We start from the raw sequence: 22,704 nt of genomic DNA on the forward strand, positions 1-22,704 counted from the left end.
TTCCCCTTACTCCGACCCGTAGCCGACGCGCTCCGCGTCGGCGAGCGCCCGCTCCGTCGCCGCCTCGAGGTCGACCGCGTCGCCGGCGACGACCTCCCCGTCGCGGATCACGGGCTCCATGAGCGACTCCGCGTCCGCCGGTCCCTCCCGCCCTGCGAGCCCGACCGCGTGGTCGCCCGCCGCGGTGCGGTAGACGGCCTTCGCGCCCGAGAGCTTCCCGCGTTTGGCGGCGGGCTCGCCCGCCACCGCGACGAGGTCGAGCGCGAAGTCGACGGGGTCGGCGTTGGAGACGTAGCCGCCGACACCGAAGCCGTCGACGACGTCGCGGAGCCGCCGGAGGTCCGCCGGCCCGAGCCCGCCCGAGACGTAGACGTCGACGTCGCTGTGGCCGCGGGCGTCGAGCTCCCAGTTCACCTCCCGTACGATGTGTCTGAAGTCGCCCCGACGGGAGCCGGTGGTGTCGAGGCGGACCCCGTCGAGGCGGTCGCCGAGCGCGTCGACCGCTCGCAGGACCTCGTCGACCTCGTCGGAGTAGGTGTCACAGAGCGCGATCCGCGGGACCGACTCGTCGACCGCGTCGTCGAAGGCGCGCCAGGCCGCCTCCTGCTCGCCGCGGCCGAAACAGATCGACAGCGCGTGCGGCATCGTCCCCGACGCCTCCCGGCCGATCAGGTCACCGGCGGCGACGTGCGAGAAGCCGTCGAGCCCCCCGACCAGCGCCGAGCGCTCGACCGCGGCCGTCATCGCGGGGTGGACGTGGCGCGCGCCGAAGGAGAGCACCGACGCGTCCGGCGCGGCGACGCGGCAGTCGAGCGCGGCGGTCGCGATCGCGGAGGCGTGCGAGAGGAAGCCTAAAAGCGACGTCTCCAGCCGCGCGAACGTCAGGTACTCGCCCTCGATCCGCATCACCGGGCCGCCGTCGAACAGCCGCCCCTCCGGGATCGCGTGGACGTCGACGTCGCGACCGGACAGCAGCGCGACCGCGTCCTTCAGCCCGGCGAACAGCTCGAACTCGCCCGTCGGGAACTGGTCCGCGGTCACCTCGGCGACGACGCGGGGGTTCCGCCCCGCGCCCTCAAGGGCGGTCGCCGTGCGGTCGAAGTAGGCGTCGGTGGCCCGGCCGCTCCGAACCGCCTCGGCGTCGACGATGTCGAACTCCGTCATGGTCGGACGTTCGACCGGCGGGGACGAAAAGTCATCCGTGTCGCCGCCGCGGGCGTTCCGGCGTCGCGGGCGACCGCTCCCCGCGGCCACGGACCGGCCGGCTACCGCCGCGACCGACGTCGGAGGGCCACGACCGCCGACGACAGGGCGACGAGCGCGGCGACGACGCCGAGACCGGGCACCCGCTCCTCCGTGGTCCCGTCGTCGCCGGAGGCGGAGCCGTCGGTCGGGCCGCCGTCCCGTGTGTCGTCGTCGGTCGAGCCGTCCGCCGGCTCCGCTCCGTCGTTTCGCGTGCCGTCGTCGGTCGCGCCGCCGTCCGTCGTCCCGTCGCCCGGCGGGTCGCCGTCCGCGTCGGCCGCGCCGTCCGCCGGATCCGATCCGCCGTCGATCGCCCCATCGTCGGTCGATCCCGGCCGGGAATCGGCGAGGTCGATGCCGGGGCGGAGTTCGAGGACGTCCGCCGGCTCGGGCCCGTGGACGATCGTCACCCTCGTGCCGTCGCGCTCGACCCCGTAGGCTCCGCGGAAGTCGCCGGACGGGATCTCGCGGACGCCGTCGTCGAGGCGCTCCGCGCCGTGTTCCGCCAGCATCGTGCGGTAGGCGGCGTGGAACTCCGCGGCGTCCGTCGGCGTCCGCCACTCCGTCACCCAGACGTAGCCGTCGCGCTCGGCGTCGCCGGCGTCGTTCCGGTAGGGGTACAGCTCGTCGTCGACCCACCCCGTCGTCGCGGGGTCCGCGTAGTTGTACGCCGACCGCGTGTCGAGTCGCTCGTCCGTGACGGTGTGGATCCGGACGTTGGCCGACACGTCCCGCGTCGGCTCGAGGACGGGGTGGTCGTACTCCCAGCTCTGGTACCAGAACATCACGAACATCGACGCCTCGCCGGCGGTCTCGGAGCCGTTGGCGCCCTGGTCGGCGTACGTCTCCCAGCCGCCCTCCGCGGCGTCCTCGAACTCGATCTCGCGGGTCTCGTAGCCCGACTCGCGGTGGATGACCGCCGCCGTCGCGTTCGGCGGGTCGTTCATCGTCTCGTTGACGGCGCTCCAGCCGCCCTCGTCGATCAGCGCCTCGACGTAGAACGGCCCGTCCGAGTACGGCTGGAGGACCGTCTGGAGGATCCCGACGTTGTAGTCGGCCGTCGACCCGCCGCCGGACCCGCTCGAGTCGGGGGCCGCGAGACAGCTCCAGTTCGCCTCACAGCGGTCGGCGTACCGCTCCTCGACGTAGACCGCCTCGCCCTCGACGATCCCGTCGACGGCGAGGTCGGCGTCCTGGGTCGCGCCGACGAACCGCGGCGCGGCGAGGTCGTGGTACTGGTCCTGCATCGCGTGGGTGAGCTCGTGGACGAGCGTCGACTCGCTGACCTGGAGCGCCTCGCCCTCCGCGACCACGAGGACGATCCGGTCGTCGGCCGGCGAGTAGAACCCCGAGACGGAGCCGCCGAACACCGTGTCGATCGCCGCCGCGCTCGACTCGTCCGTGCCGACGACGAACAGCGCCTCCCACACCTGGTCGTTCCAGCGGTCGAACTCGGTTTCGCCCGCCGCGTCCGTCCCGTTGCCGTCCGTCCCGTTCGCCCGGAACTCCTCGCGGGTGACCGTCTCGACGGGGACGCTCGTCTCGAACGGGCGCTCCCGGAGGTACTCGACGCGGGCCATGCTCCGGTGGGTCAGGGTCTCCAGCTGGGCGGTCGTCAGCCCGTCCTCCTGGTCGAAGTCGAGCTCCGCCGCGTGGTACGTCCCGTTCCAGCAGCCGACCAGATCGTTGTCGGCGGCGCTCTGACAGTCGGCGGCGGTCTCCGCGACCGCCGCGTCCGCCGCGGCGACGCCGCCGGTGCCCGCGACGAGGAGGACGAGAACGGCGACCGCCGCGAGGGGGAGAACCCGTCGCATACGGTCGATTACGGGGGACCGGGTAAGTAGTTTGTCCGTTCGATCCCGATTCCGGGACCGCTTCACGCGACCGCGGCCCGCGAGTCCGATCTTTTGTATCCGGACGCGCAAGGGAGGACCATGCCGTACGATCCGGCCGACACCGCGGTGGTCGTCGTCGACATGCAAAACGGGTTCTGTCACCCCGACGGGAGCCTCTACGCCGAGCCGAGCGAGGCGGCGATCGAGCCCGTGACCGACCTCGTCGCGCGCGCCAGGGCGGCCGGCGCGCGCGTCGTCTACACCCGCGACGTCCATCCCCCGGAGCAGTTCGACGAGACTCACTACTACGACGAGTTCGACCGGTGGGGCGAGCACGTCGTCGAGGGGTCGTGGGACGCCGAACTCGTCGCCGACCTCGACGTCCGCGAGGCCGACCACGTCGTCGAGAAGCACACCTACGACGCCTTCTACCGCACGGACCTCGAGGGATACCTCGACGCCCGCGGCGTCGACGACCTGCTGATCTGCGGGACGCTCGCGAACGTCTGCGTCCTCCACACCGCCGGCAGCGCCGGGCTCCGGGACTACCGCCCCGTCGTCGTCGAGGACGCCCTCGGCTACATCACCGCCGACCACCGCGAGTACGCCGTCGACCACGCCGACTGGCTGTTCGGCGAGACGACGACCTCGGAGGCGGTCGCGTTCGCGTCGGACTGAGGGCGCGCCGCGCCGCCGAGCGCGGCGATTATCAGCCGCGTCAATCGGCGTGTAACCCTTTTGACCCCCGACGCGGACGGTCGCGTATGGAACTCTCTCGACGCGGCGTGCTGGGCGGACTCGGAGCCGCGTGTGCGGTCGGGGCGGTCGGCTTCGCCGGCGCCGCTTCGGTGGGCGACGACGGGGCCGGCGGCTCGGGCGGGGACGGCCCGGAGACCGACGGCGGCTCGGACGGGGGCGGCTCCGCAACCGGCGGATCCGACGGTGACTCGACGCGGTCGGCCGCGACCTCGGTCGCCGTCGACCCGGAGGCGCCGTTCGAGGCCCGCCTCCGCCGGGAGGACGGACCGAACGACGGCGGCCCCGGCGACCGCCTCTTCGACGCCGCGGATCTCGACTACGTCCAGGGCGTCACCGAGAACGAGGGCGAACACCTCGTCGGGCTCTCGCTCTCGGCGGACGGCGAGACGTCGTTCCGCGAGCGGCTCGAGGCGTCCGGCGCGGTCGACGATCCGGAGCCGTTCGTGGTGTCGATGACGCTCGACGGCGCGGAGGTCCGCCGCGTCGACCTCGACGGGCCGACCGTGACGGCGCTGACCGACGCGGAGTGGAACGGCGTGTTGACGCTCCCGTTCGAGTCGGCGGAGACCGCGGAGTCGGTGTACGCATCGCTGGCCGCGGCGTGACCGGCGGAGGGCTCGGTCGGGGCGCGACCGGCGGAAGGAGGGACGGAGCCGGCGTGGGGAGGGGCGTTTATGCCCCCGCGACCCGTCGGTGCGGGCGTGAGCGAACCGACCGAACGGGCCGACGCCGATCGCGACGGCGACACGGACCGCGGGGACGTCCCCGGAAGCGACCCCGGCGGACGCGGAGGCGACCACGGCGGGCGACCGTGTCCCCGCTGTGGGGAGCCGCTGGTCCACCGGCACTGTAAGTACGTCTGTCCCGTCCACGGGGTCGTCTACGACTGTAGCGACACGTTCTACTAGGACGGCGACACGTTCCGGCGGGCTCGTCGCCGATCCGCGGCCCGGCGACCGGGGCGGCCGCGGGGGTGAAATACTCGCGAGACTTCGGGAGAAAATAACCGGGGCGCGAGGGGCGATATTCGTGGGAACTGTTATGGTTCTGCGGGCCGACCCGTTGTACATGATGGGCGACCCGCTCCCGATCCTCCCCGTGGCGTCTCAGGGGTCACCATGGTAGAGCAACGCCAGGTTGCCAGGGGAAAGCGGATCCAGCGCCGCACCGGGAAGACGTTCCACGTCGCCACCCGCCTGCTGCCCGAGGAGATCCGCCATCCCACGTACGTGTTGTACGGGTTCTTCCGCGTCGCCGACGAGATCGTCGACGCCGAGGAGACCGCGCCGCCGGCCGAACAGCGGGCCGAACTCGAGCGGCTTCGACGGGCCGCCCTCGGCGAGGAGCCGACCGACGACCCGGTGCTCGACGCGTTCTCGTCGGTGCGCGAGGAGCGGGACATCGCGGACGCGGACGTGAACGCCTTCATCGACGCGATGGAGAGCGACATCGACACCGACCGGTACGAGACGTACGCGGACCTCGAGGCGTACATGGACGGGTCGGCGTCCGCGGTCGGGCGGATGATGACCGCGATCATGGACCTCGATCCGGCGGCCGAGGAGACGGCGCTGCCGCACGCGACCCGCCTCGGCGAGGCGTTCCAGATGACGAACTTCCTCCGGGACGTCCGCGAGGACGTCGTCGAGCGCGACCGGATCTACCTCCCGCTCGAGACGCTTCGGCGACACGGGGTGAGCGAGGAGCGGATCCTGAACCTGGAGTTCGACGACGACGTGGCCGCCGCGATCCGCGAGGAGCTCGTCCGGACCGAGCGGCTCTACGAGGAGGGCGTCGCCGGGATCAAGTACCTCCCCGAGGACTGCCAGCTCGCGGTGTTGCTGGCGGCGGTGCTGTACGCCGACCACCACCGGCTGATCAGGAACCTCGGCTACGACACCGTCTCGACGACGCCGGAGCTCTCGCTCGTCCGGAAGCTCTCGCTTCTCGTCCGGACCCGCTGGAAGTGGCAGTGGAACCCCGACCCGGAGGCCGTCTTCTACGAGATGAGCCACGGGTTCGACCGCGACCACGGCCGTCACGGCCACGGGCGACACGACCACACGGCCGTCCGGACCGACTGAGCCGATGAACCGGGCGCGGTTCGTGCGGCTGGCGCTGTTCGCGTTCGGGCTCGGGATCGCGGCCTTCGTCGTCCGCGGGACGACCCGGCTTCTCGCCCCCTACGGGGTCGCCGTCGCGCTCTCCGCGCCCCTGCTTTTCGCCGCCGCCGCGCTCCTCGCGGGACTGGTGGTGGTGGCGACCCTGGACGTGACGGGGATCCGGCCGCTGGAGTGAGGACGCGGCGGCGATCCGTCCCGATGAGCGCCCGTCGGAGAGAGTCCCCTGAGATCCTCGAAACGCCGGGGAACCCTGACGGGTCGTTACGCGACCTCGATCATCCGCCGATCACCGAACGGAGCTTCCCGTTCGGGGCCTCTCTGTTCCTGATCGGGGCGCTCGGCGAGCCGGCCGTCCGCGCGACGGGAGCGCGGGTTTCCGGCTGAGAGGAGACCCTCCTGCTCGCGCTCCTCGGGACCGCGATCGCGCTCCTCTCGCCGTCGGTCTTCGGGCTCCTCCTCCCGCTCACCGAGTAGGTCGAGCCCGCCGGCTCGTCCTCGGCCGTCGCGAGCCGGAACGCCCTTCTCCCGTCGTCCCGGATCGCGGGTATGAACGTACGAGCCGTCGCCGACCTCTCGCCCGCGGAGCGGCACGCCCTCTTCGAGCGCGACGCGGGGATCGAGGCGGTCCGCGGGGACGTCGAGGGGATCGTCGACCGGGTGCGCGAGGAGGGGGACGTGGCGGTCCGCGAGTTCGCCGAGGAGTTCGACGGGGTGGCGGTCGGCAACCTCGACATCACCGACGAGGCCGCTCGCGCGCACGCCGAACTCGAGGACGCGAACGATCCCGTCCTCGACGCGGTCCGCGAGGCCGCCGACAACGTCCGGGCGTTCCACGAGCGACAGCGCCCCGAGGACTGGCGCGAGGAGTTCGAGGGACGCGAGCTGGGCCGGCGCTTCCGACCGATCGACCGGGCGGGCGTCTACGTCCCAGGCGGCGCGGCGGCGTACCCCTCCAGCGCGCTGATGGGCGTGGTTCCGGCGGTCGTGGCGGGCGTCGACCACGTCGCCGTCGCGACCCCGCCCGCGGACGACCCGAACCCCGTCACGCTCGCGGCGATCCACGAGGCGGGCGCGGACGCGGTGTACCAGGTCGGCGGCGCACAGGCGATCGCCGCGCTCGCGTACGGGACGGAGACGGTGACGACCGTCGGGAAGATCGTCGGCCCCGGCAACAAGTGGGTGACCGCCGCCAAGTCGGTCGTCCAGGGCGACGTCGGGATCGACTTCCTCGCGGGGCCGAGCGAGGTGCTGGTCCTCGCGGACGCCACGGCCGATCCCGAGTTCGTCGGCGCCGAACTGCTCGCACAGGCCGAACACGACCCGAACGCCTCCGTCGTCGCGGTGACCGACGACGCCGACCTCGCGGCCGCGGTCGCGGAGGCGGTCGAGGCGGGCGTCGACGAGCGCGAGCGCGCGGAGACGATCCGGGCTGCACTCGAGAACGATGCGTCCGGCGTGCTCCACGCGCGGTCGATGTCGGAGGCGGTGCTGTTCGCCGAGGAGTACGCGGCCGAGCACCTCTCGATCATGGCCGACGACGAGGAGGCGCTGCTCGACCGGATCTCGAACGCGGGCTCCGTCTTCCTCGGTCCCCACTCGCCGGTCGCCGCCGGCGACTACGCCGCCGGGCCGAACCACGTGCTGCCGACGAACGGCGGCGCGAAGCGGTACGGCGGGCTCTCCGTGGACACGTTCCTGCGGTCGTCGACCGTCCAGCGGCTCGACCGCGAGTCGCTCTCGGACGTCGCCGACGTCGTGACGACGCTCGCGGAGGCGGAGGGGCTGGAGGCGCACGCCGAGAGCGTCCGGAAGCGGTTCGAGTAGGGCGGGCGGAGCGTCCGGGACCGGAGACGCGGTCGCGCCGGACGGCCCACGCGGGCTCGGACGGACTACGCGGGCTCGAACGTGTACAGCCGCACCTCGCAGGCGGGACAGACGAGCGTCTCGGCCGGCTCCTCGCCCGGTCCGCTGTAGCCGCCACAACAGGGCATGTCGACGCCCTGTTCGAGTTCCGTCTCGCAGTCCGGGCAGCGGTCGAGGAACATCCGGTTCGTCCGGGCGGCCGCGAGGCGGACCGCGTCGTCGTCGAGAAACGGCTCGGCCGCGCGGTAGCCGGCGATCTCGGCGATCGCGGTCGGCCGGTCGATCCACGTCTCCTCCATGACGGTCGCGTCCGGCGCCCCGAGCGCGATCCACTCGCGGTCCTCACGGATCACGCGCGAGGTGGTCGCGGGGGAGATCTCCACGGCGATCTCGGCCAGCGTCTCGGTGTCGCGGTCGCGAAGCCGGTCCATCTCCGCGCCCCAGCGCTCGTCGTACGCCGCGGCCGGGGCTACCGTGTCGCCGTCGACCGCGAGGACGTCAGCCTCGACGAGGCGATCGAGGAGGGCCGCGGGATCGACGGCCGTCGCTCGGAGGGACCCCGTCCCGCCGTCGGGGGGTCCTCCCGCCCCGTCGGTCGCGTCCGGTCCGCCGGCCGCCTTCGCCCCGCCGGTCGCCTCCGCTCCGCCCGCCACGTTCGATCCGCCGTCGGCGTCGATCCCGTGGAACACGGCCTCGCTGCCGGGGATCGGGGCGACCAGTCGCGGCGCGAACCGCGGCGTCCCCGGCACGACGTAGCCGCGGAGCCAGACGAGCGCGAGACCGGCGAGGGCGACGCCCCCGGCGACCGCCGGCGATCCGAGGACTGCGGCCGCCACGGCGACGACCGCGACGATAGCCACGTTGACCGTCGTACACGGCCAACAGCGGTTCTCGCCGGTGTGGGCGGGTCGTCTGAGGTCGCTCGCTGTAGGGAGACGCATCCACACGGGATACCGGACGCCGCGGCATCAAGCTTGCCGTGTACGAGCGGGGGTCGATCCGTGCTCCCGGCAGAAACGGTTATGCTCCGGAGCGACCTCTCGGAGGCATGACATCGTCGCTGACCGGCGTGCTCGAGGGACTCTCCGCGGTCGAGGCGACGGTCGCGGTCCTCCTGATCTCCGTCGTCGCCGCCGTGGGCATGGAGTTCGTCGTCCTCCGCCTCGCCCGTCGATACGTCGCGACCACGGACGGCGAGTACGACGACATCGTCATCGCCTCGCTGCGTGCGCCGCTCGTCGTCACCGCCGCGCTCGCGGGGGTGTACGTGCTCACGCAGGCGCCCGCGGTCCGGGCGTCGGTCGTCGTCGACCCGCAGCTGCTCGACGACCTCTTCGGCCGGCCGTCGCTGTCGGTCGTGATACTCGTGTGGGCGTACGCCGCCAACGCGGTCGTCAACCGGCTCGTCGCCGCGGTCAACGCCGAGGGGAATCGGTTCGACTTCGCGCCCGTCTTCTCGAACGTCTGGACGCTCGCGGTGCTCGTCGGGAGCGCCGGCTCGCTGCTGTGGCTGTGGGGCATCGAGATCACGCCCCTGCTCGGCGCGGCCGGGGTCGCCGGCATCGCCGTCGGGTTCGCCGCGAAGGACACCGTCGCGAACTTCTTCGGCGGGATCGCGCTGTACTTCGACGACACCTACAAGATCGGCGACTACATCGTCCTCGACGACGGCACCGCGGGCACCGTGATCAAGGTCGGCGTGCGGTCGACGACGCTTCTCACCCGCGACGAGGTGATGGTGACCGTCCCCAACGCCGCGCTCAACGCGGCCAAGGTGACGAACGAGTCCGCCCCGCAGCGCCGCCGTCGCATCCGGGTTCCGATCGGGGTCGCCTACGGCACCGACGTCGACGCGTTCGAGGCGCTCGCGATCGACGTCGCGCTGGCGGAGCCGCTGGTCCGAGACTCGCCGCGGCCGCGGGCGCGGCTCCGCTCGTTCGGCGACTCCGCGCTCCAGTACGAGCTGCTGTGTTGGGTCAACGGCCCGACCCGACGCCGGCGCGCCCAACACGAGCTCAACCGCGCGCTGTACACGGCGCTCGCCGAGGCCGACATCGAGATCCCGTACCCGAAACGCGACGTGACGATCGCCGGCGGTCGCGGCTCGGACGGGCCCGCCGCCGACGCGGCGCCGGACGACATAGTAGCGCCGGACGACATCGCGGCGGCGGACGACGGCGGAGCGGCCCCTCCCGCCGACGACGCGGTCTGACGTCGCCGGCGGCGAGCTGACTATATATCGCTATTGAGCGGTACGGTTCCGTATGAGGTCACGGGAGCGCTCAATCGAGCCACGGACCGGCACGTATCCCACATAGCAGGGTACATGATCGTCGGTTCGATACCGCACGACATGGTACCCGCACTCGACCGGAGGCGAGGGCTGCGTGGATCGACGGACGCGAGCGAACCGGCTCGGAATGACTGACCGAACCGACCCGTACGAACGGAAGGTCCAGCTCACGGGCGGAACGACGTACACGGTCTCGCTCCCGAAGGGGTGGGCGAACGACCGCTCGCTCGACACCGGCGACACGCTCCACCTCCACCCGAGGGGCGGCCGGCTGCTCCTCGCCCCGCCGGAGACGGAGGGCGGCGATCGGACCGTGTCGCTGTCGGCGGCACGACACGACCCGACCGGGATCGGCCGGCTGGTCGCCGCCGCCTACGTCGCCGGCGCGGACGTCGTCCGCGTCGACGGCTCCCCGGATCGGGCGGACCGGGCGGCCGTCCGCGACGCGGTCGGCGGTCTCGTCGGGATCGAGATCGCGGAGGAGACGGCGGAGACGATGGTCGCGCGGACGATGCTCGACGTCGCGGACCTCCCGCCCACGCGGACGCTCGAACGCATGGCCGACCGGACGCTGAGCCTCCACGCGGAGGCCGTCGCGGCCGCGCTCGCGGGCGACGGCGAGGCCGGCCGGAAGATACGCGGACAGGACGACGACGTCGACCGACTGTTCGGCCTCCTCTCCCGCGAGTTCCAGCGCTCCCTCGTGGAGGTTCCGGCACACGGGGACGGCGGGCTCACGCCCTTCGACCACTACGCGATCGCCAGGCAGCTGGAGCGGGTCGCGGACCACGCGGAGAAGATCGCCGAGGCCGCAGAGGCGATCGCGGAGCCGCCCTCGGACCCGGTCGCGGCGGACCTCGACCGGCTCGCGACCGACGCGCGTGCGGCCGTCGAACGGGCGTTCTCGGAGGCGATCGGCGAGTGTGACCCGCGGGCGCTCGGCGCGATGGTCGCCGACGCCGAGGAGCTCCTCGAGGAGACGCGTCGACTCGACCGGGAGCTCTACCGGCGGGAGCTTGCGGACGGGTACGTGCTCGCGACGGTCCTCGACAGCATCACGCGCACCGTCGAGTACGGCATCAACGTCGCCGAGGTCGGGCTCCGTGCGGCCCTCCGGAACGCCCCGGACCGATCGACCGCCGAGCCGACGTGAACCGCCCGGCCTTTCCCGAACACCGTCGACGAACCGGCGCGCGTCGTCGGAGGGCGTGCCGACGGTCGTGTGACAGGCGTTCTCACCGTCAGGGTTTTCATCCTGCGACGGGTATCGTGTCCCATGAGCACCGAATCGGTTCAGGGAGGCGGCGAGGACCCGGCGATCGAGGTGACGCCGGACGCCGCCGCGGAGGCGCTCTCGCTCCTGGAGGGCGAAGAGCTCGACACCGACGAGGCGGGGCTCCGGCTGTTCGTCCAGCAGGGCGGCTGTGCGGGGCTCTCCTACGGGATGCGCTTCGACACCGAGCCGGAACCGGACGACCTCGTCGTCGAGCATCACGGGCTGCGGGTGTTCGTCGACCCCGCCAGCCGGAACTACATCGGCGGGAGCAAGCTCGACTACGAGAGCGGCCTCCAAGCGGCCGGCTTCCACGTCGAGAACCCGAACGTCGTCTCCGAGTGCGGCTGCGGAGAGTCGTTCCGGACCTAGCGTCGCGTCGGCCGCTCCTTGCCCCACGTCTCGCCGCTTAAGTCCCTCGACCGAGTACCGGACGGCATGGAACTCGACGCGTCGACGACCGCGGAGGGCGAGCGGGTGTACATCGACCGGGCGCGCGCCGAACGCGGGGCCGAAGGACCCTTCTACCTCGTCTACGCGGACCCGAACGCCGCCGACCGGTGGGGCTTCGCGTGCGGGAACTGCGGCTCGTTCGACACCGCGATGGACACGATGGGCCGGATCCAGTGTACCGACTGCGGCAACCTCCGCAAGCCCGACGAGTGGGACGCCGCCCACGAGTGAGTCGTACGGAGCCGGCGCGCACGGCTCGAACGCGGCGATGTACGATCCCGAGATCCGTGAGAAAGTTTATCACGGATCCCGACCAACGGTCGACCAGATGGCCACTGCGAGCATCCCACCGACGACGGAGGCCAGAGACGTCTTTCGTGAGCTCGGATACACCGTCTCCGAGGGCGGACGCGAGTTCGTCGCGGAGCGGAAGTGGCGACGCGTCCTCGTCACCGCGCTGTGTATGGACGACGACGACCTGGACCCGTATCTCACGGACGGTGGGGAGACGCCGCGACTCCGTTGTTTCGTCACGTGGCGGTCGAATGCCGACGACCTCCAGGAGCGGCTCACGTCGCTGAAGCCCCCCTACGACTGGGCGGTGATCGGCGTCGACCCCGGCGGCGACGACTTCTCCGTGATGGAGGGCGCGCCCGGGAGCCCCTGAAAACGGGCCCGGTCGTCGCGCGGCCGGCCCGCGGGCCGCGGGCGGTTTTATAATCACGTGTGACCAACCGGTACGCATGGTGTTCAAGAAGATCACGCTGATCGGAACGAGCGAGGAGAGCTTCGACGCCGCCGCCGACGAGGCGATCGATCGAGCCGAGGACACGCTCGAGAACGTCTACTGGGCGGAGGTGAAGGAGTTCGGCGTGGAGATAAAGAACGCGCCGGAGCGGGAGTACCAGGCCGAGGTCGAGGTCGCCTTCGAGCTCGAGGACTGAACCGACGGCTCCGGCTCCCGTCGAGCCGCCCTTTTTACGCCGCCGGGTCGGGGCCGCTTCACGTCGAGCGCCGCCCCCGCCTTCGTGCCGAGCGCCGCCCCCGCCTTCACGCCGAGAACTCGTACAGCTCGTCGCCGACGTGGTGGATCGAGGAGACGACCTTTCCGCTCTCGCCGACCATCTCGTCGCCGTCGACCATCGCGCGACCGACGGCGAGCACCTTCCCGTGGGTCTCCTCCGCGATCACGACGAGGTCGCCCTCGCGGATCGCGGCGTCCGCCTCGACGATGCCCGGCCGCATCACGTCCGCGCCGTCGGACACGAACGAGATCGCGCCCGCGTCGACGGTGACGACGCCGGTCTCGGGCTCGTAGTCGTTCGCGCCCCGCACGGTGAGGAACGGCTCGTCGTCGTCGACGTAGAAGACCGCCGGGTCGCCGTCGACCAGCACTACCTCGTAGTTCGCGTCGACGAACTCCACGAGTTCGAACGTCTCTCCGTCGACGTCGACGCCGAGGTGGTCGGCGACCGCGTCGCGTATCGCCGCGATCTCGTCGCTCCGGAGGTGGTGGCGGGATTTCACCTGCATGGCCGCCCGATCGATCGGCGCGCCGATAAAGGGTCCGTTCCGCGTTCCGGATCCGCGTCGTGGGCCCCGAACGACGCCGGTTCGTGGGATGAATTCCCGGAGCGTTGGCCCGATCAAAACGGTATTAAACCACCTCTCCATAGTCGTCGGTATGCTTGACCCACTGCCGATCGCGCTCGCAGCGATCGCGACGCTGACGGTCGTTCTCGTCAGTACGCTGAAGGGAACGGGGTGGGAGCCCACCGAGGACATCTCCGACGAGATCGTCGAACGGCGCGCCAACTCCCTCCCCGACACCGGCTTCCCCGAGCCCGGCAACCGCGCGATCGGCGCTGGTGGCGGCGGCGGCGGCGCGATCCCGGCGGGCGGCGAGGGCGGCGAGGGCGAACTCGAGGAGGGCGGCTCGGCGAGCGCCGGCCCCGGCGACATCCCCGAGGACGAGGTCGAGTACTTCGAGGTCGAGTTCGCGAAGCAGGGCGAGACGGTCGAACTGGCGAACAACGAGCCGATCCTCGACCAGGGCGAGGAGCAGGGATGGGACCTCCCGTACGCCTGCCGACAGGGCCAGTGCGTCTCGTGTGCCGGCCACATCACGGACGGCCCCTCCGAGGACTTCGTCGAACACGACAACCAGCAGATGCTCGACGAGGACGAGCTCGGGGACGGCTACACGCTCACCTGCGTCGCGTACCCCCGCGACTCCTTCACCATCGAGACCGGCGAGGCCCCCTGACCCTCCGGCCGCGACCCCCGACTCCCTTCGGCGACGGCGCGCTCGCGACACCCTTTTTCCCGTCTCTCCCGTACGAACGCCATGTCACTGGCAGCCGCCGCCGCGGCCGGGCTCCTCCTCGTGCTCGCGGCCGCGCTCGTCCACCGCGACGCGACGCGGATCGGCGTCGAGTCCGGATCGCCGGCGTTGTGGGCCGGTCTCGTTCTGGGTACCGGCGGGGCGGGAGCGACCACGGCGCTCGTCGTCCCCGACGCGCCGCTTCCGGGCGTTCTCGTGGTGGTCGCGTTGGGACCGCTGTTGTACCTCCTCGAGCGCGACGACTCGCTTCACGGCGACGACGACCCGGACCCGACGCAGCTCCCGAGCGCGACGGCGGACGGATCGGGTGCGACGGCGGACGGGTCCGCGTCGATCGACGAGGCGGACGCGCGGCCGACCGCAGGCGAGGACCCGGCCGACGGGCCGTCCGCCTCGCCGACGAGCAGGGACGAGTGACGCCCGAGGGGACCCCGGCGATCCTCGGTCATCGACGATGACGTAGTTCGTTTCGCCGATGTGATCGACTCCCAAACCGCAACCTTCCAAAGGTTCGGGCGCGAAGGGAGCACAATGAGCGACGAGAGCCTCGCGGAGCGGATCGAGACGTGGATGGTCGGCCAGATGCCGATCATCCAGATGCACGGCGGGACGAGCGTCGTGCGCGAGGCCGACCCGGAGACCGGCGAGGTCGTCGTCGAACTCGGCGGCGGCTGTGCGGGCTGTGGCGTCTCGAACGTCACCGCGGAGAACATCCGGCGGGACCTCATCACCGACTTCGAGGCGGTCACCGACGTCACGGTGCGCGTTCCCTCCTCCGGCGACCAGGGCGCCTCGACGGTCGAGGGCGGCCGCGGCGGGGAGCTCCGCCACGAGACGGACGCCTCGAACCACTTCTGAGCGGGACTCGTCTCGAGACCCCCGGCTACAGCGCCCCCTCCAGCGCCGCCGCCACGCTCCGCGCCTTCTCGGCGAGCGCCGGGGGGACGTGGCCGGCCGCGACGGACCGGTCGAGGGCGTCGTCGTCGACGCGCTCGACCGTCCCGTCGGGGTGTTTGATCACGTCGACGTGGAGGTCGACGTAGCGGGCGGCGTCCGGGAGGATCTCGACGGGAGTACAGACGTTGACGTAGGTCCCCTTCACCGTCCCGTCGGAGCCTCGGTAGGTGGTCGGGTACCACCACCGACCCTCCTTGAGGCTCGTCGTCGCCACGTCGCCGGCCTCCCGGCGGGTGCCGAGCCCGTCGTAGTCCCCGCCGGGCGTCATCTCCCGCTCGACGCCGACCGAGCCGTCGTCGTCGACCGCGGTCACCGTTCCCTCGCCGAGGGTGATCAGCCGGCCGTCGGGCTTGCCGTGTTCGAGCCGGAGCCGGTCGCCCTCCGTCGGGCCGAAGGCGTCGCGCACGGCGGAAACGGGGAAGTCGGCGTCGGGGTCCGGGTCGCAGATCGCCTCGGCGAAGTCGACGCCGGCGGACGCCGACTCGGAGCCGGCCTTGATCCGGTGGTGGCCCGGCATCGTCGCGGTCACCTCCCGACGCACCGCGTCGAGCGCGAAGCGCGACGCGCGGCCGAACCGGATCCACGCCCCGGCGTTCGGCCGGGCGAGCGGCTCGGGTCGCGTCTCGGCGGCGTCCCCGAGGAGGCCGAGGCCGTCGGTCTCGGGGTCGGTCCCGTCGCCGACCGCCTCCGCGAGCCGCTCGGCCTCGCTCACGGCGCGTTCGAGCCCCGCCTCGAGGTCGTCCACGTCGGCGTCGAGCGCGGCCGGCCCCCAGACCGCGCGCCACCCCGTCGGCGGCTCGATCCCGAGGAGCTCGGTCATCCCAGCCAGCTCGCGGGCCGCCTCGTCGTCGCGAACGTCGACGCGCGTTCCGGAGCCCGGCTCCAGGGTGACGAGGCCGGTTCCGACCCGGAGCGCCGCGTCCAGTTCCGGCCGACGCGACTCCCAGGGCGCGGCCGACGACCGCACCTGGACCCGGACCCGATCGCCGGTTTCGACCCGCGCGTCGACGTTTCCGTAGGGGAGGTATCCCTCCGTGGGGGCGTTCGGGACGGGAGCGTCGCCCCCGGCCGTCTCGTCGTCAGCGCCGTCGCCGTCACCGGAGCCGGCGGCCAGATCGAGGACCGCCCCGCCGCCGAGCGTCTCCGCCACCTCCCCGTCGAGGACGGTCCCGACGGGTGTCGGGTCGGCCCACGCCAGCGCATCGATCCCGACGTCGACGAGCAGCTCCCGCAGCGTCGCGACCGCGTCCGGATCGCCCGCGACGCCGACTCCCTGGCGGTCCTCGGTCGTGGTGACGGTCGCGTCCGGCGGGGCGGCGGGGAAGTCGGCGTCGAAGCGTCTGCGGATCGGCGCTGAGGCGTCGACGACGGCGTGGTCGGCCTCGAGCAGGAGTCGCGTCAGCGCCGTGGCGTAGATCCCGCGGATCCGCACGTTCACGCCCGCACACCCCGGTTCGATCGCGTCCCGCTCGCGTTTCCGCGTCGTTCGTCGGCATCCATGTCCGGGGGTTTCGACCCCGACCGCTTGAACCTCCGGTGTTCGACCGACCGGACGGCGGGGGGACGAGCGGAATCGACTACGGGGGGGTGAGAGGAGGTCGGCGCGCCCGCCGCGACAACACTGACCGCCACGGCGACCCATTAAGTCGGGGCGAGCCGAACCGCGACCCATGGACTCACGGTCGGATCCCGTCGAACGGGAGGACGACGACGACCGCGACCTCTACGACGTCGCCACGTGGGAGGAACGCACCTCCCTCGACGGGCTCGCGGTCGCGCTGTACTGGCTTCTCACGCGCTCGGCGAAGGCGCTCGTCGTCCTGTTGGCCGGGGTGATCCTCCTCAGCATCTTCGCGTCGTTCGGCGTGGGGCTGCTGTTCGATCCCGCCATCGCCCTGTTGCTGGCGCTGTCGACCGTCCCCGCGTTCGGGCTCGCGGCGTACGTGTACGTCTCCGACGTCACGACCGGCGAGCCCCTCTCGCTTCTGGTCGCGACGTTCCTGTTGTCCGTACTGACCGCGACGTTCGCGGCGGTGCTCAACGGCGCGGCCCGTCCGCTCTTCGACCCGCTCGGGTTCCTCGGAACCGTCCTCTTCTTCTTCGTCATCGTCGGTCCGATAGAGGAGACGGTGAAGCTGCTCGCGGTGCGGCTGTACGCGTACACCGACGAGCGGTTCGACGCCGTGATCGACGGCGCGGTGTACGGCGCGATCGCCGGGCTCGGCTTCGCCGTCATCGAGAACCTGCTGTACATCGCGCGGAGCGTCGACGTCGCGGAGCTCTCGCTCGGGCTCGCGACGCTCGGCGCGGGCGACGGGATCGCCGCGCTGCGCGCGCTCGCCGGCCCCGGCCACGTCGTCTACTCCGCGTTCGCGGGCTACTACCTCGGACTCGCGAAGTTCAACCCCGAGAACCGCGGGCCCATCGTGATCAAGGGCCTCGTGATCGCGGCGACGATCCACGCGCTGTACAACACCCTCGTGGGACCGGCCACGGTGGTCCTCTCCTCCCTCTCCGGGCTGCCCCAGGTGCCCGCGCTGTTCGTCTTCGTCGTGCTCTTTCAGGGCTTCTTCGGCTACCTGCTGGTGCGGAAGCTCCGCCGGTACCGGGACGTGTTCCTCGCGACCCGCGGCGAGGGGGGAAGCGACGCGACCGCCGCGGGAACCGACGGGACGGCCGAGCGCGATCGGAGCGACGGAGCGGTCGAGCGCGATCGGAGCGAGGAGGCGGGCGACGCGCCGGGCGCCGGGACCGATCGGGAGGCGACTCCCGAGCGGGACGAGTTCGAGGGGTGAGTCGGTCGAACGGCGACCCGGCTACGGCGGCGACTCGACCCGCGAGCGGTCGCCGGTCCCGCCGGTGAGCGCGCTCGCGAGCGCGCCCTTGACGACGACCTCGTCGCCGAGGTCGGTGAGCCGGATCTCCGGGACGTTAATGAACACCATCTCCGCGAGCTTCTCGCGGACCGGGTCGAGGACGCGCTCGGGGTTGTTGAGCGCGACCGCGCCGCCGACGCTCACGACGAGCGGCGCGTACGCGTGGATCACGTTCGCGATCCCCATGGCGTTCCAGTGGGCGAGCTGGTCTATCACGTGGTCGGCGAAGGTGTCCGAGCCGGCCGCCTCGAAGACGTCGACCGCGGAGAAGTCGGGGTCCTCGATCGGGAGCGCGGTGTCGATGGGGTCCTCCTCGTGGAGCTCGCGGGCGTACTTCGGGATGTTGTTGCCGGAGCAGTACCCCTCCCAGTGGCCGTCGAGGCCGCACCCGCAGGTCATGAACCCGTGCGGGTCGACGGTCATGTGGCCGACCTCGCCGGCGTTGCCGTCCCAGCCGGAGAGCACGTTGCCGTCGACGGCGACGCCCGCGCCGATCCCCGAGGAGACGGTGAGATACACCATGTCGTCGGGGTTGCGTTCGGAGTGGAACCGCTCGCCGATCACGCCCGCGTTGGTGTCGTTGTGGAGGTGGACCTCCTCGGTGTCGAGCAGCCGCGAGACCGGGCCGACGAGCGGGATCCGCTCGACGGTGTCCGGGAGGTTCGCCGGGTTCAACACGACGCCGGCCGCGAGGTCGAGGGGACCGATGGAGCCGATCCCGGCGGCGGCGACGGCGTTCGGCTCGACGCCGGCCTCCGCGCACGCGTTTCGGACGACGCTCAACACCGCCTCCGTGACGGCGATGCCGGTCGGGCCGCGGGGAGTCCCGCGCGCGTCGGAGCCGAGCACGGTCGCCGTCCCGTCGCCGACGACCGCACGGACGTTCGTCGCGCCGAGGTCGACGCCCACGTAGTAAGCCATCGGCGGAAAGAGTGCCCCGTTACCACTTAATCGGGACGGTTCCGTCGGGTGTCGCGTCGGTCACGGATGCACCGCGGGACGCGAGGCGAAACGGGAGTCTCCGACCGGGTCTCAGGGCGCGACGCGGCGTTTCGCCTCGACCGGCTCCTCGCGAACGAACGTCACGGGACACGGCGCCGAGAGGATCACCTCCTGGGCGACGCTGCCGAAGACCGCCTTGCCGGTCGGCGAGCGGTGTCGGCCGCCGACGACGACCCGGTCCGCGTCGATCGCCTCGGCCAGCGCGACGATCTCGCCGGCGTGGTCGCCGACCGCCCCGCGGACCGAGTGGTCGACGCCCGCCGCCGAGAGCGCCTTCGAGATCGCTCGGGTCGTCGTGTGTCGCTCCGCCACGGCGTCGGGGGTCGATCCCTCGCTCCCGGCGTCGACGCCGAGGTTCGACCGGACCTCGTCGAACTCGTCGTCGTCGAACACGTGCGCGAGGACGACCGTGGCCCCGGTGGGCTTCGCGACGCTCGTCGCCTCCGCGGCGAGCCGCTCGGTTCGCTTCTCGTCCTCGCTTCCGACCGCCAACAGGATCGTTTCGATGCTCATACCTCCCGTTGGCGCCGCGAGCGCTTAAACTTGCTGATTTTTAACTCAATACTGAATTAATATTCGTGACACGGGCGGGACGATGCGGCGGCCGTGATGACGGACCGGGAACACCGGGTCGGGACCACGACCGTGTGGCGGCCGCATCGCTGGAGAACGGACGACCGACGGCACGAACGAGAAGGGAGGGCGGCAGTCGACCTCGTCAGTAGTCGGGGGCGTCGTCCTCGACCTCGCGTTTCAGCGAGTCGCGCCGGGACTTGGCGTCACGGCCGGTGGCCTCGAGCAGGAAGGCGTTCTTCGCGTCGACCGCGTCGGCGGCGGCGTCGGCGTTCCCCTCGGCGATGACCTCCTCGGCCGGCCGCTCCTCGAAGTGGACCGCGAGCTTGTCCTTCTTGCCGCTGTACTCGGCCGCGCCGGCGACGATCCGCTCGAAGACGGGGTTGTCGGGGTTCTCGACCACGTAGAGCTCGTGGCCGTCGTACTCCTCGGTGCCCGTGACCTCGCCGAAGTACTCCTCGATGGAGCCTTCGAGGTCCGGCATGCGCTCGTCGAGATGCTCGCCGCGGCGCATCTTGTACTGCTTCATGCTGCGACCGTTCGACAGGGTCGCGTAAACCAGTTTCGTCACGGAGGATCGGCCCCGAACGGCGGGTACGAGGTCCGAGACGGCCCGGACGACGAGCGCGAACCCGGAGCGCGTTCGGCCGGTCGGCTACCGCGACCGCTCCGCGACGTAGCCGCGTTTACACTCGGGACAGATGTCGCCCGCCCGCATCGAACTCCCGGCCGACTCGACGGTCATCCCACACTCGGGACAGTAGTACTCGGTCGGGACGCCGCCCGCGTCCGCGGTCTCCAGCTCGGGGCTCTCCTCGCGCGTGATCCCGGAGCCGGGAGCACCCTCCTCCGCGTCGGCGGTCGCGCCGGCGTGTCCGTCGCCGCCCGCCGCGCCCCCCGCGGACGCCGACGATCGGTTCGTCGGCTCGACGTACTCCGTGTCCGCGGACGTCGCGGTCGAATCGGCGGCCTCGGGCGTCAGGCCGCCGAACTCGACTCCACTGTCGCCGTCCCCGCCGACCTCGGCGTCGAAGCCCTCGTCCTCGCCCCGCTGTTCGGGCCAGGGCGTCGCCTCGAACGTTCCGTCGTCGTCGTCCGGCTCGACCTCCGGCCACTCGCCGCGGTCGCGGTCGCCCGCGGCGCCCCCGGCGTCCGCGCCGCCCGCGTCGAGGATCACGCCGTCGTCGTCCGCGCCGTCGCCGGTGCCGTCGGAACCGGAGGCGTCGGCCGCGTCGGCGGCCCCGTCGTCACCGTCCGTACCCGAGCGAGCGGCCGGATCCGGCCGCGTCGGATCGCCGTCGGACCCGACGGCGTCCGGCGCGTCGTCGACCGCGTCGCCGGCCGGCCCGTCGTCGATCAGCTCCGCTCCCTCGTCGTCGGCCGCGACCGCGGGGTCGCCGGCGGAGGCGTCGTCCGACCCGAGGTCTCCCGGCTCGTCGTCGACCGTCGGCCCGTCCTCGACGGGACCGGCCTCGAGGATCTCCGCGTCGTCGCCGGCGGGGTCCGCCGCGCCGACGTCGGCGGCCCCGCGGTCGCGCTCGACGTCGTCGCTCCGGACCGCTCCGGCAGCGCCGGGGGACGGGTCCGCGGCCGCGTCGGATCCGTCGGGCTCGTCCGCCGCCCCGGTCGATCGGGGGGTCTCCGTCGCTCCGGCCGGTTCGGTGCCCCCGGTCGCCGATCCCTCGGCGGTCGCCGCCTGGTCGGCGAGCTGTTCCATCGTCGTGACCTCGGTGTTCTCGCTGACGACCTGCGTCTCGCCGCAGCGAGCGCAGGTCTTCACCTCCCTGACGGTCGTGACGACTTCCTCGCCGTCCTCCTCGCGCTCGCGCTCTAGTTCGGGCTCCGAGAAGTCGTGCCCGAGCAGACACCTGAGTCCCATTACTCCACCCTGCGGCGTCGAGGGTAAAAAACGCCCCGTCGGCGTCGGACGCCCGGCACACGCGGACATGCGGGAGGAGGCGGCCCGGCCGGCGCGGGATCCGAGGGCACACCAGACTCTTTGAGGCCTCGACGCGTACGGGTCCACGCACCATGCCGACCGTGTACTACCAGGGCGAGGAGATCGAGTGTGAGGAGGGCGCCGTCTTGCGCGACGTGTTGAAGGAGGCGGGTCTGTCGGTGTACAACGGCAGATCGGCGCAGTTCAACTGTCGTGGAGCCGGCTCGTGTGGAACCTGCGCGGTCAAGGTCGACGGCGAGGTCAGCGAGCCGGACCGCAAGGAGAAGGCCCGGCTCTGGTTACCCCCCCACCACCCCAACCACGACGTCCGGCTCGCGTGCCAGACCCGCGTCGAGGGCGACGTGGAGGTGACGAAGGGCCGCGGGCTCTGGGGCCAACACGTCTAGCGACGACGAGCGGTTCCGTCGCCGCCGCTACGCGGTCGATAACAGCCCGCGACGGACGTGAGTCCGCACCGCGGGAACAAAACTCGTTTTCGCGTGTCGGAGCCGTGTTCGGCGTCAGCCGGACGACCCGCCTCGGTAGCCGGTTTACTGCCGAACGACGTTCGTCGCGCGGGGACCCTTGGGGGAGGACTCGATGTCGAACTCGAGCTCCTGACCCTCCTCGAGGTCCGGACCGCCAACGTCCTCCATGTGGAAGAACACGTCGTCGTCCTCGTCCTCAGTCGAAATGAAACCGTAGCCGCCAGTGTCGTTGAAGAAATCAACCTTTCCTGTCGCCATTGCGTTTGAACACACGCCGGTCGAGGGCATAAGACTTGTGAGTGTACAGTTAACACGACTGTCACTCGACGATCGTTGTCGGGGATCGGCAGAAAATCGACAGCCGATGACCGTCCGTGCGGTTTCGTCGGATCGAACCGACTGACCCGTCGGTTCCGGCCGGGCGCCGGTCCGACGGGGACGTTTATGTCCGGGCGCGATCGATCCGGCGACGTGTTCGACGTCCTTCGCGAGAACGGCCCGGCGTTCCTCGTCCCGGCCGCCTGGATCGTCGTCGCGGGTACGGTCCTCGGGGCGATCGCCGAGCACGCGCTGTTCGTCGCCCACGTCGTCATGAGCGTCCTGCTCGTCGCGTTCCTCGTCGGTTCGTGGACCGAGATGGGATCGGGCAGCCTCCGCGTCTGGCGGCTCGTCATCCTCGCGGGC

At 71.8% G+C, this 22,704-nt stretch carries 27 protein-coding genes and 2 pseudogenes; 19 read left to right on the forward strand and 10 right to left on the reverse strand.

From position 1 onward, the window contains the following. Positions 1–6: 6 nt before the first annotated feature. Entirely contained in the window at positions 7–1,164 is a 1,158-nt protein-coding gene (locus DJ70_RS15945; RefSeq protein WP_094534725.1) for a nicotinate phosphoribosyltransferase, read from the reverse strand. Positions 1,165–1,265: 101 nt separating this feature from the next. After that, positions 1,266–3,056, reverse strand: a complete 1,791-nt coding sequence (locus tag DJ70_RS15950; protein WP_094534727.1) for an Hvo_1808 family surface protein — start codon at positions 3,054–3,056, stop codon at positions 1,266–1,268. A 120-nt stretch (positions 3,057–3,176) separates the two neighbouring features. Here DJ70_RS15950 and DJ70_RS15955 point away from each other — a divergent pair, with 120 nt between their 5' ends. From DJ70_RS15955 to hisD, 7 genes and pseudogenes are all read left to right on the forward strand, one after another. Then, positions 3,177–3,755, forward strand: a complete 579-nt coding sequence (locus DJ70_RS15955; RefSeq protein ID WP_094534728.1) for a cysteine hydrolase family protein — start codon at positions 3,177–3,179, stop codon at positions 3,753–3,755. An 86-nt stretch (positions 3,756–3,841) separates the two neighbouring features. Then, positions 3,842–4,441, forward strand: a complete 600-nt coding sequence (locus DJ70_RS15960) for a hypothetical protein (RefSeq protein ID WP_094534730.1) — start codon at positions 3,842–3,844, stop codon at positions 4,439–4,441. Between the two features lie 186 nt (positions 4,442–4,627). Beyond that, positions 4,628–4,744, forward strand: a pseudogene (locus tag DJ70_RS18085) (HVO_2523 family zinc finger protein); the annotation flags it as partial. A 210-nt stretch (positions 4,745–4,954) separates the two neighbouring features. Continuing rightward, entirely contained in the window at positions 4,955–5,920 is a 966-nt protein-coding gene (locus DJ70_RS15970; RefSeq protein WP_094534734.1) for a phytoene/squalene synthase family protein, read from the forward strand. A 4-nt stretch (positions 5,921–5,924) separates the two neighbouring features. Beyond that, positions 5,925–6,134 (forward strand): hypothetical protein, encoded by a 210-nt coding sequence (locus DJ70_RS15975; protein ID WP_094534736.1) that lies wholly within the window; start codon positions 5,925–5,927, stop codon positions 6,132–6,134. A gap of 221 nt (positions 6,135–6,355) precedes the next feature. Beyond that, complete coding sequence (locus DJ70_RS18125; RefSeq protein ID WP_449272201.1) at positions 6,356–6,433, forward strand: DUF7860 family protein; 78 nt, start codon at positions 6,356–6,358, stop codon at positions 6,431–6,433. A 72-nt stretch (positions 6,434–6,505) separates the two neighbouring features. Beyond that, entirely contained in the window at positions 6,506–7,783 is a 1,278-nt protein-coding gene (hisD, locus tag DJ70_RS15985) for a histidinol dehydrogenase (protein WP_094534738.1), read from the forward strand. 65 nt (positions 7,784–7,848) lie between these two features. On the opposite strand, the gene DJ70_RS15990 is transcribed toward hisD, so the two are convergent. Next, entirely contained in the window at positions 7,849–8,763 is a 915-nt protein-coding gene (locus tag DJ70_RS15990) for a hypothetical protein (RefSeq protein ID WP_094534740.1), read from the reverse strand. Between the two features lie 107 nt (positions 8,764–8,870). Between DJ70_RS15990 and DJ70_RS15995 the strand changes: the two genes are divergently transcribed. The 6 genes from DJ70_RS15995 to DJ70_RS16020 all read left to right on the forward strand — a co-directional run bounded on the left by DJ70_RS15995 (position 8,871) and on the right by DJ70_RS16020 (position 12,785). Then, positions 8,871–10,034 carry a mechanosensitive ion channel family protein gene (locus DJ70_RS15995; protein ID WP_094534742.1) on the forward strand — a complete coding sequence of 388 codons (1,164 nt, stop codon included), beginning with the start codon at positions 8,871–8,873 and terminating at the stop codon, positions 10,032–10,034. Positions 10,035–10,242: 208 nt separating this feature from the next. After that, complete coding sequence (locus tag DJ70_RS16000) at positions 10,243–11,268, forward strand: phosphate signaling complex PhoU family protein (protein ID WP_094534744.1); 1,026 nt, start codon at positions 10,243–10,245, stop codon at positions 11,266–11,268. 123 nt (positions 11,269–11,391) lie between these two features. Next, positions 11,392–11,760: a HesB/IscA family protein gene (locus tag DJ70_RS16005; RefSeq protein ID WP_094534746.1), complete on the forward strand. Its 369-nt coding sequence runs from the start codon at positions 11,392–11,394 to the stop codon at positions 11,758–11,760. A 66-nt stretch (positions 11,761–11,826) separates the two neighbouring features. Beyond that, positions 11,827–12,072, forward strand: coding sequence for a DUF5816 domain-containing protein (locus DJ70_RS16010; protein WP_094534748.1), 246 nt, complete (start codon positions 11,827–11,829; stop codon positions 12,070–12,072). A 97-nt stretch (positions 12,073–12,169) separates the two neighbouring features. Beyond that, positions 12,170–12,508 carry a DUF7116 family protein gene (locus DJ70_RS16015; protein ID WP_094534750.1) on the forward strand — a complete coding sequence of 113 codons (339 nt, stop codon included), beginning with the start codon at positions 12,170–12,172 and terminating at the stop codon, positions 12,506–12,508. Positions 12,509–12,584: 76 nt separating this feature from the next. Next, positions 12,585–12,785 (forward strand): dodecin, encoded by a 201-nt coding sequence (locus DJ70_RS16020; RefSeq protein ID WP_094534752.1) that lies wholly within the window; start codon positions 12,585–12,587, stop codon positions 12,783–12,785. 106 nt (positions 12,786–12,891) lie between these two features. On the opposite strand, the gene DJ70_RS16025 is transcribed toward DJ70_RS16020, so the two are convergent. Beyond that, positions 12,892–13,374, reverse strand: coding sequence for an RNA-binding protein (locus tag DJ70_RS16025; RefSeq protein ID WP_094534754.1), 483 nt, complete (start codon positions 13,372–13,374; stop codon positions 12,892–12,894). A gap of 151 nt (positions 13,375–13,525) precedes the next feature. Between DJ70_RS16025 and DJ70_RS17885 the strand changes: the two genes are divergently transcribed. From DJ70_RS17885 to DJ70_RS16040, 3 genes are all read left to right on the forward strand, one after another. Further along, entirely contained in the window at positions 13,526–14,107 is a 582-nt protein-coding gene (locus tag DJ70_RS17885) for a 2Fe-2S iron-sulfur cluster-binding protein (protein ID WP_245810878.1), read from the forward strand. Between the two features lie 81 nt (positions 14,108–14,188). Beyond that, entirely contained in the window at positions 14,189–14,602 is a 414-nt protein-coding gene (locus tag DJ70_RS16035; RefSeq protein WP_245810879.1) for a hypothetical protein, read from the forward strand. 114 nt (positions 14,603–14,716) lie between these two features. Then, the gene (locus DJ70_RS16040) at positions 14,717–15,043 is read left to right on the forward strand and encodes a NifU family protein (RefSeq protein WP_094534756.1); all 327 of its coding nucleotides are present in this window, start codon (positions 14,717–14,719) and stop codon (positions 15,041–15,043) included. Positions 15,044–15,068: 25 nt separating this feature from the next. On the opposite strand, the gene DJ70_RS16045 is transcribed toward DJ70_RS16040, so the two are convergent. Further along, positions 15,069–16,580 (reverse strand): DUF402 domain-containing protein, encoded by a 1,512-nt coding sequence (locus DJ70_RS16045; protein ID WP_245810880.1) that lies wholly within the window; start codon positions 16,578–16,580, stop codon positions 15,069–15,071. 232 nt (positions 16,581–16,812) lie between these two features. On the opposite strand from DJ70_RS16045, the gene DJ70_RS16050 reads away from it, so the two are divergent. Continuing rightward, a complete protein-coding gene (locus DJ70_RS16050) occupies positions 16,813–17,937 on the forward strand; it encodes a PrsW family intramembrane metalloprotease (protein ID WP_094534759.1) in 1,125 nt (374 codons plus the stop codon). Between the two features lie 21 nt (positions 17,938–17,958). Here DJ70_RS16050 and DJ70_RS16055 read toward each other — a convergent pair whose 3' ends face one another. The 4 genes from DJ70_RS16055 to DJ70_RS16070 form a co-directional block, all read right to left on the reverse strand. Further along, positions 17,959–18,939, reverse strand: coding sequence for an ROK family protein (locus DJ70_RS16055; protein ID WP_094534761.1), 981 nt, complete (start codon positions 18,937–18,939; stop codon positions 17,959–17,961). A gap of 111 nt (positions 18,940–19,050) precedes the next feature. Then, entirely contained in the window at positions 19,051–19,533 is a 483-nt protein-coding gene (locus DJ70_RS16060) for a universal stress protein (protein ID WP_094534763.1), read from the reverse strand. A 205-nt stretch (positions 19,534–19,738) separates the two neighbouring features. Further along, positions 19,739–20,122 (reverse strand): DUF5611 family protein, encoded by a 384-nt coding sequence (locus tag DJ70_RS16065; RefSeq protein ID WP_094534765.1) that lies wholly within the window; start codon positions 20,120–20,122, stop codon positions 19,739–19,741. Between the two features lie 126 nt (positions 20,123–20,248). Continuing rightward, positions 20,249–21,472: a DUF7093 family protein gene (locus DJ70_RS16070; RefSeq protein ID WP_094534767.1), complete on the reverse strand. Its 1,224-nt coding sequence runs from the start codon at positions 21,470–21,472 to the stop codon at positions 20,249–20,251. A 152-nt stretch (positions 21,473–21,624) separates the two neighbouring features. Between DJ70_RS16070 and DJ70_RS16075 the strand changes: the two genes are divergently transcribed. Then, entirely contained in the window at positions 21,625–21,939 is a 315-nt protein-coding gene (locus DJ70_RS16075; protein ID WP_094534769.1) for a 2Fe-2S iron-sulfur cluster-binding protein, read from the forward strand. A gap of 144 nt (positions 21,940–22,083) precedes the next feature. Here DJ70_RS16075 and DJ70_RS16080 read toward each other — a convergent pair whose 3' ends face one another. Further along, on the reverse strand, positions 22,084–22,278 hold the full coding sequence (locus tag DJ70_RS16080; RefSeq protein WP_023499165.1) for a cold-shock protein: 195 nt from the start codon (positions 22,276–22,278) through the stop codon (positions 22,084–22,086). A gap of 186 nt (positions 22,279–22,464) precedes the next feature. On the opposite strand from DJ70_RS16080, the pseudogene DJ70_RS16085 reads away from it, so the two are divergent. Next, a pseudogene (locus tag DJ70_RS16085) lies at positions 22,465–22,704 on the forward strand (hypothetical protein); the annotation flags it as partial.

Origin of the sequence: Halorubrum halodurans (assembly GCF_002252985.1) — an archaeon.
Classification (GTDB): Archaea; Halobacteriota; Halobacteria; order Halobacteriales; family Haloferacaceae; genus Halorubrum; species Halorubrum halodurans.

Bases quoted from the DNA above. Each gene is read 5' to 3' on its own strand.
- DJ70_RS15945 (WP_094534725.1), bottom strand. From the start codon at position 1,164: ATGACGGAGTTCGACATCGTCGACGCCGAGGCGGTTCGGAGCGGCCGG.
- DJ70_RS15950 (WP_094534727.1), bottom strand. From the start codon at position 3,056: ATGCGACGGGTTCTCCCCCTCGCGGCGGTCGCCGTTCTCGTCCTCCTC.
- DJ70_RS15955 (WP_094534728.1), top strand. From the start codon at position 3,177: ATGCCGTACGATCCGGCCGACACCGCGGTGGTCGTCGTCGACATGCAA.
- DJ70_RS15960 (WP_094534730.1), top strand. From the start codon at position 3,842: ATGGAACTCTCTCGACGCGGCGTGCTGGGCGGACTCGGAGCCGCGTGT.
- DJ70_RS15970 (WP_094534734.1), top strand. From the start codon at position 4,955: ATGGTAGAGCAACGCCAGGTTGCCAGGGGAAAGCGGATCCAGCGCCGC.
- DJ70_RS15975 (WP_094534736.1), top strand. From the start codon at position 5,925: ATGAACCGGGCGCGGTTCGTGCGGCTGGCGCTGTTCGCGTTCGGGCTC.
- hisD (WP_094534738.1), top strand. From the start codon at position 6,506: ATGAACGTACGAGCCGTCGCCGACCTCTCGCCCGCGGAGCGGCACGCC.
- DJ70_RS15990 (WP_094534740.1), bottom strand. From the start codon at position 8,763: ATGCGTCTCCCTACAGCGAGCGACCTCAGACGACCCGCCCACACCGGC.
- DJ70_RS15995 (WP_094534742.1), top strand. From the start codon at position 8,871: ATGACATCGTCGCTGACCGGCGTGCTCGAGGGACTCTCCGCGGTCGAG.
- DJ70_RS16000 (WP_094534744.1), top strand. From the start codon at position 10,243: ATGACTGACCGAACCGACCCGTACGAACGGAAGGTCCAGCTCACGGGC.
- DJ70_RS16005 (WP_094534746.1), top strand. From the start codon at position 11,392: ATGAGCACCGAATCGGTTCAGGGAGGCGGCGAGGACCCGGCGATCGAG.
- DJ70_RS16010 (WP_094534748.1), top strand. From the start codon at position 11,827: ATGGAACTCGACGCGTCGACGACCGCGGAGGGCGAGCGGGTGTACATC.
- DJ70_RS16015 (WP_094534750.1), top strand. From the start codon at position 12,170: ATGGCCACTGCGAGCATCCCACCGACGACGGAGGCCAGAGACGTCTTT.
- DJ70_RS16020 (WP_094534752.1), top strand. From the start codon at position 12,585: ATGGTGTTCAAGAAGATCACGCTGATCGGAACGAGCGAGGAGAGCTTC.
- DJ70_RS16025 (WP_094534754.1), bottom strand. From the start codon at position 13,374: ATGCAGGTGAAATCCCGCCACCACCTCCGGAGCGACGAGATCGCGGCG.
- DJ70_RS17885 (WP_245810878.1), top strand. From the start codon at position 13,526: ATGCTTGACCCACTGCCGATCGCGCTCGCAGCGATCGCGACGCTGACG.
- DJ70_RS16035 (WP_245810879.1), top strand. From the start codon at position 14,189: ATGTCACTGGCAGCCGCCGCCGCGGCCGGGCTCCTCCTCGTGCTCGCG.
- DJ70_RS16040 (WP_094534756.1), top strand. From the start codon at position 14,717: ATGAGCGACGAGAGCCTCGCGGAGCGGATCGAGACGTGGATGGTCGGC.
- DJ70_RS16050 (WP_094534759.1), top strand. From the start codon at position 16,813: ATGGACTCACGGTCGGATCCCGTCGAACGGGAGGACGACGACGACCGC.
- DJ70_RS16055 (WP_094534761.1), bottom strand. From the start codon at position 18,939: ATGGCTTACTACGTGGGCGTCGACCTCGGCGCGACGAACGTCCGTGCG.
- DJ70_RS16060 (WP_094534763.1), bottom strand. From the start codon at position 19,533: ATGAGCATCGAAACGATCCTGTTGGCGGTCGGAAGCGAGGACGAGAAG.
- DJ70_RS16065 (WP_094534765.1), bottom strand. From the start codon at position 20,122: ATGAAGCAGTACAAGATGCGCCGCGGCGAGCATCTCGACGAGCGCATG.
- DJ70_RS16070 (WP_094534767.1), bottom strand. From the start codon at position 21,472: ATGGGACTCAGGTGTCTGCTCGGGCACGACTTCTCGGAGCCCGAACTA.
- DJ70_RS16075 (WP_094534769.1), top strand. From the start codon at position 21,625: ATGCCGACCGTGTACTACCAGGGCGAGGAGATCGAGTGTGAGGAGGGC.
- DJ70_RS16080 (WP_023499165.1), bottom strand. From the start codon at position 22,278: ATGGCGACAGGAAAGGTTGATTTCTTCAACGACACTGGCGGCTACGGT.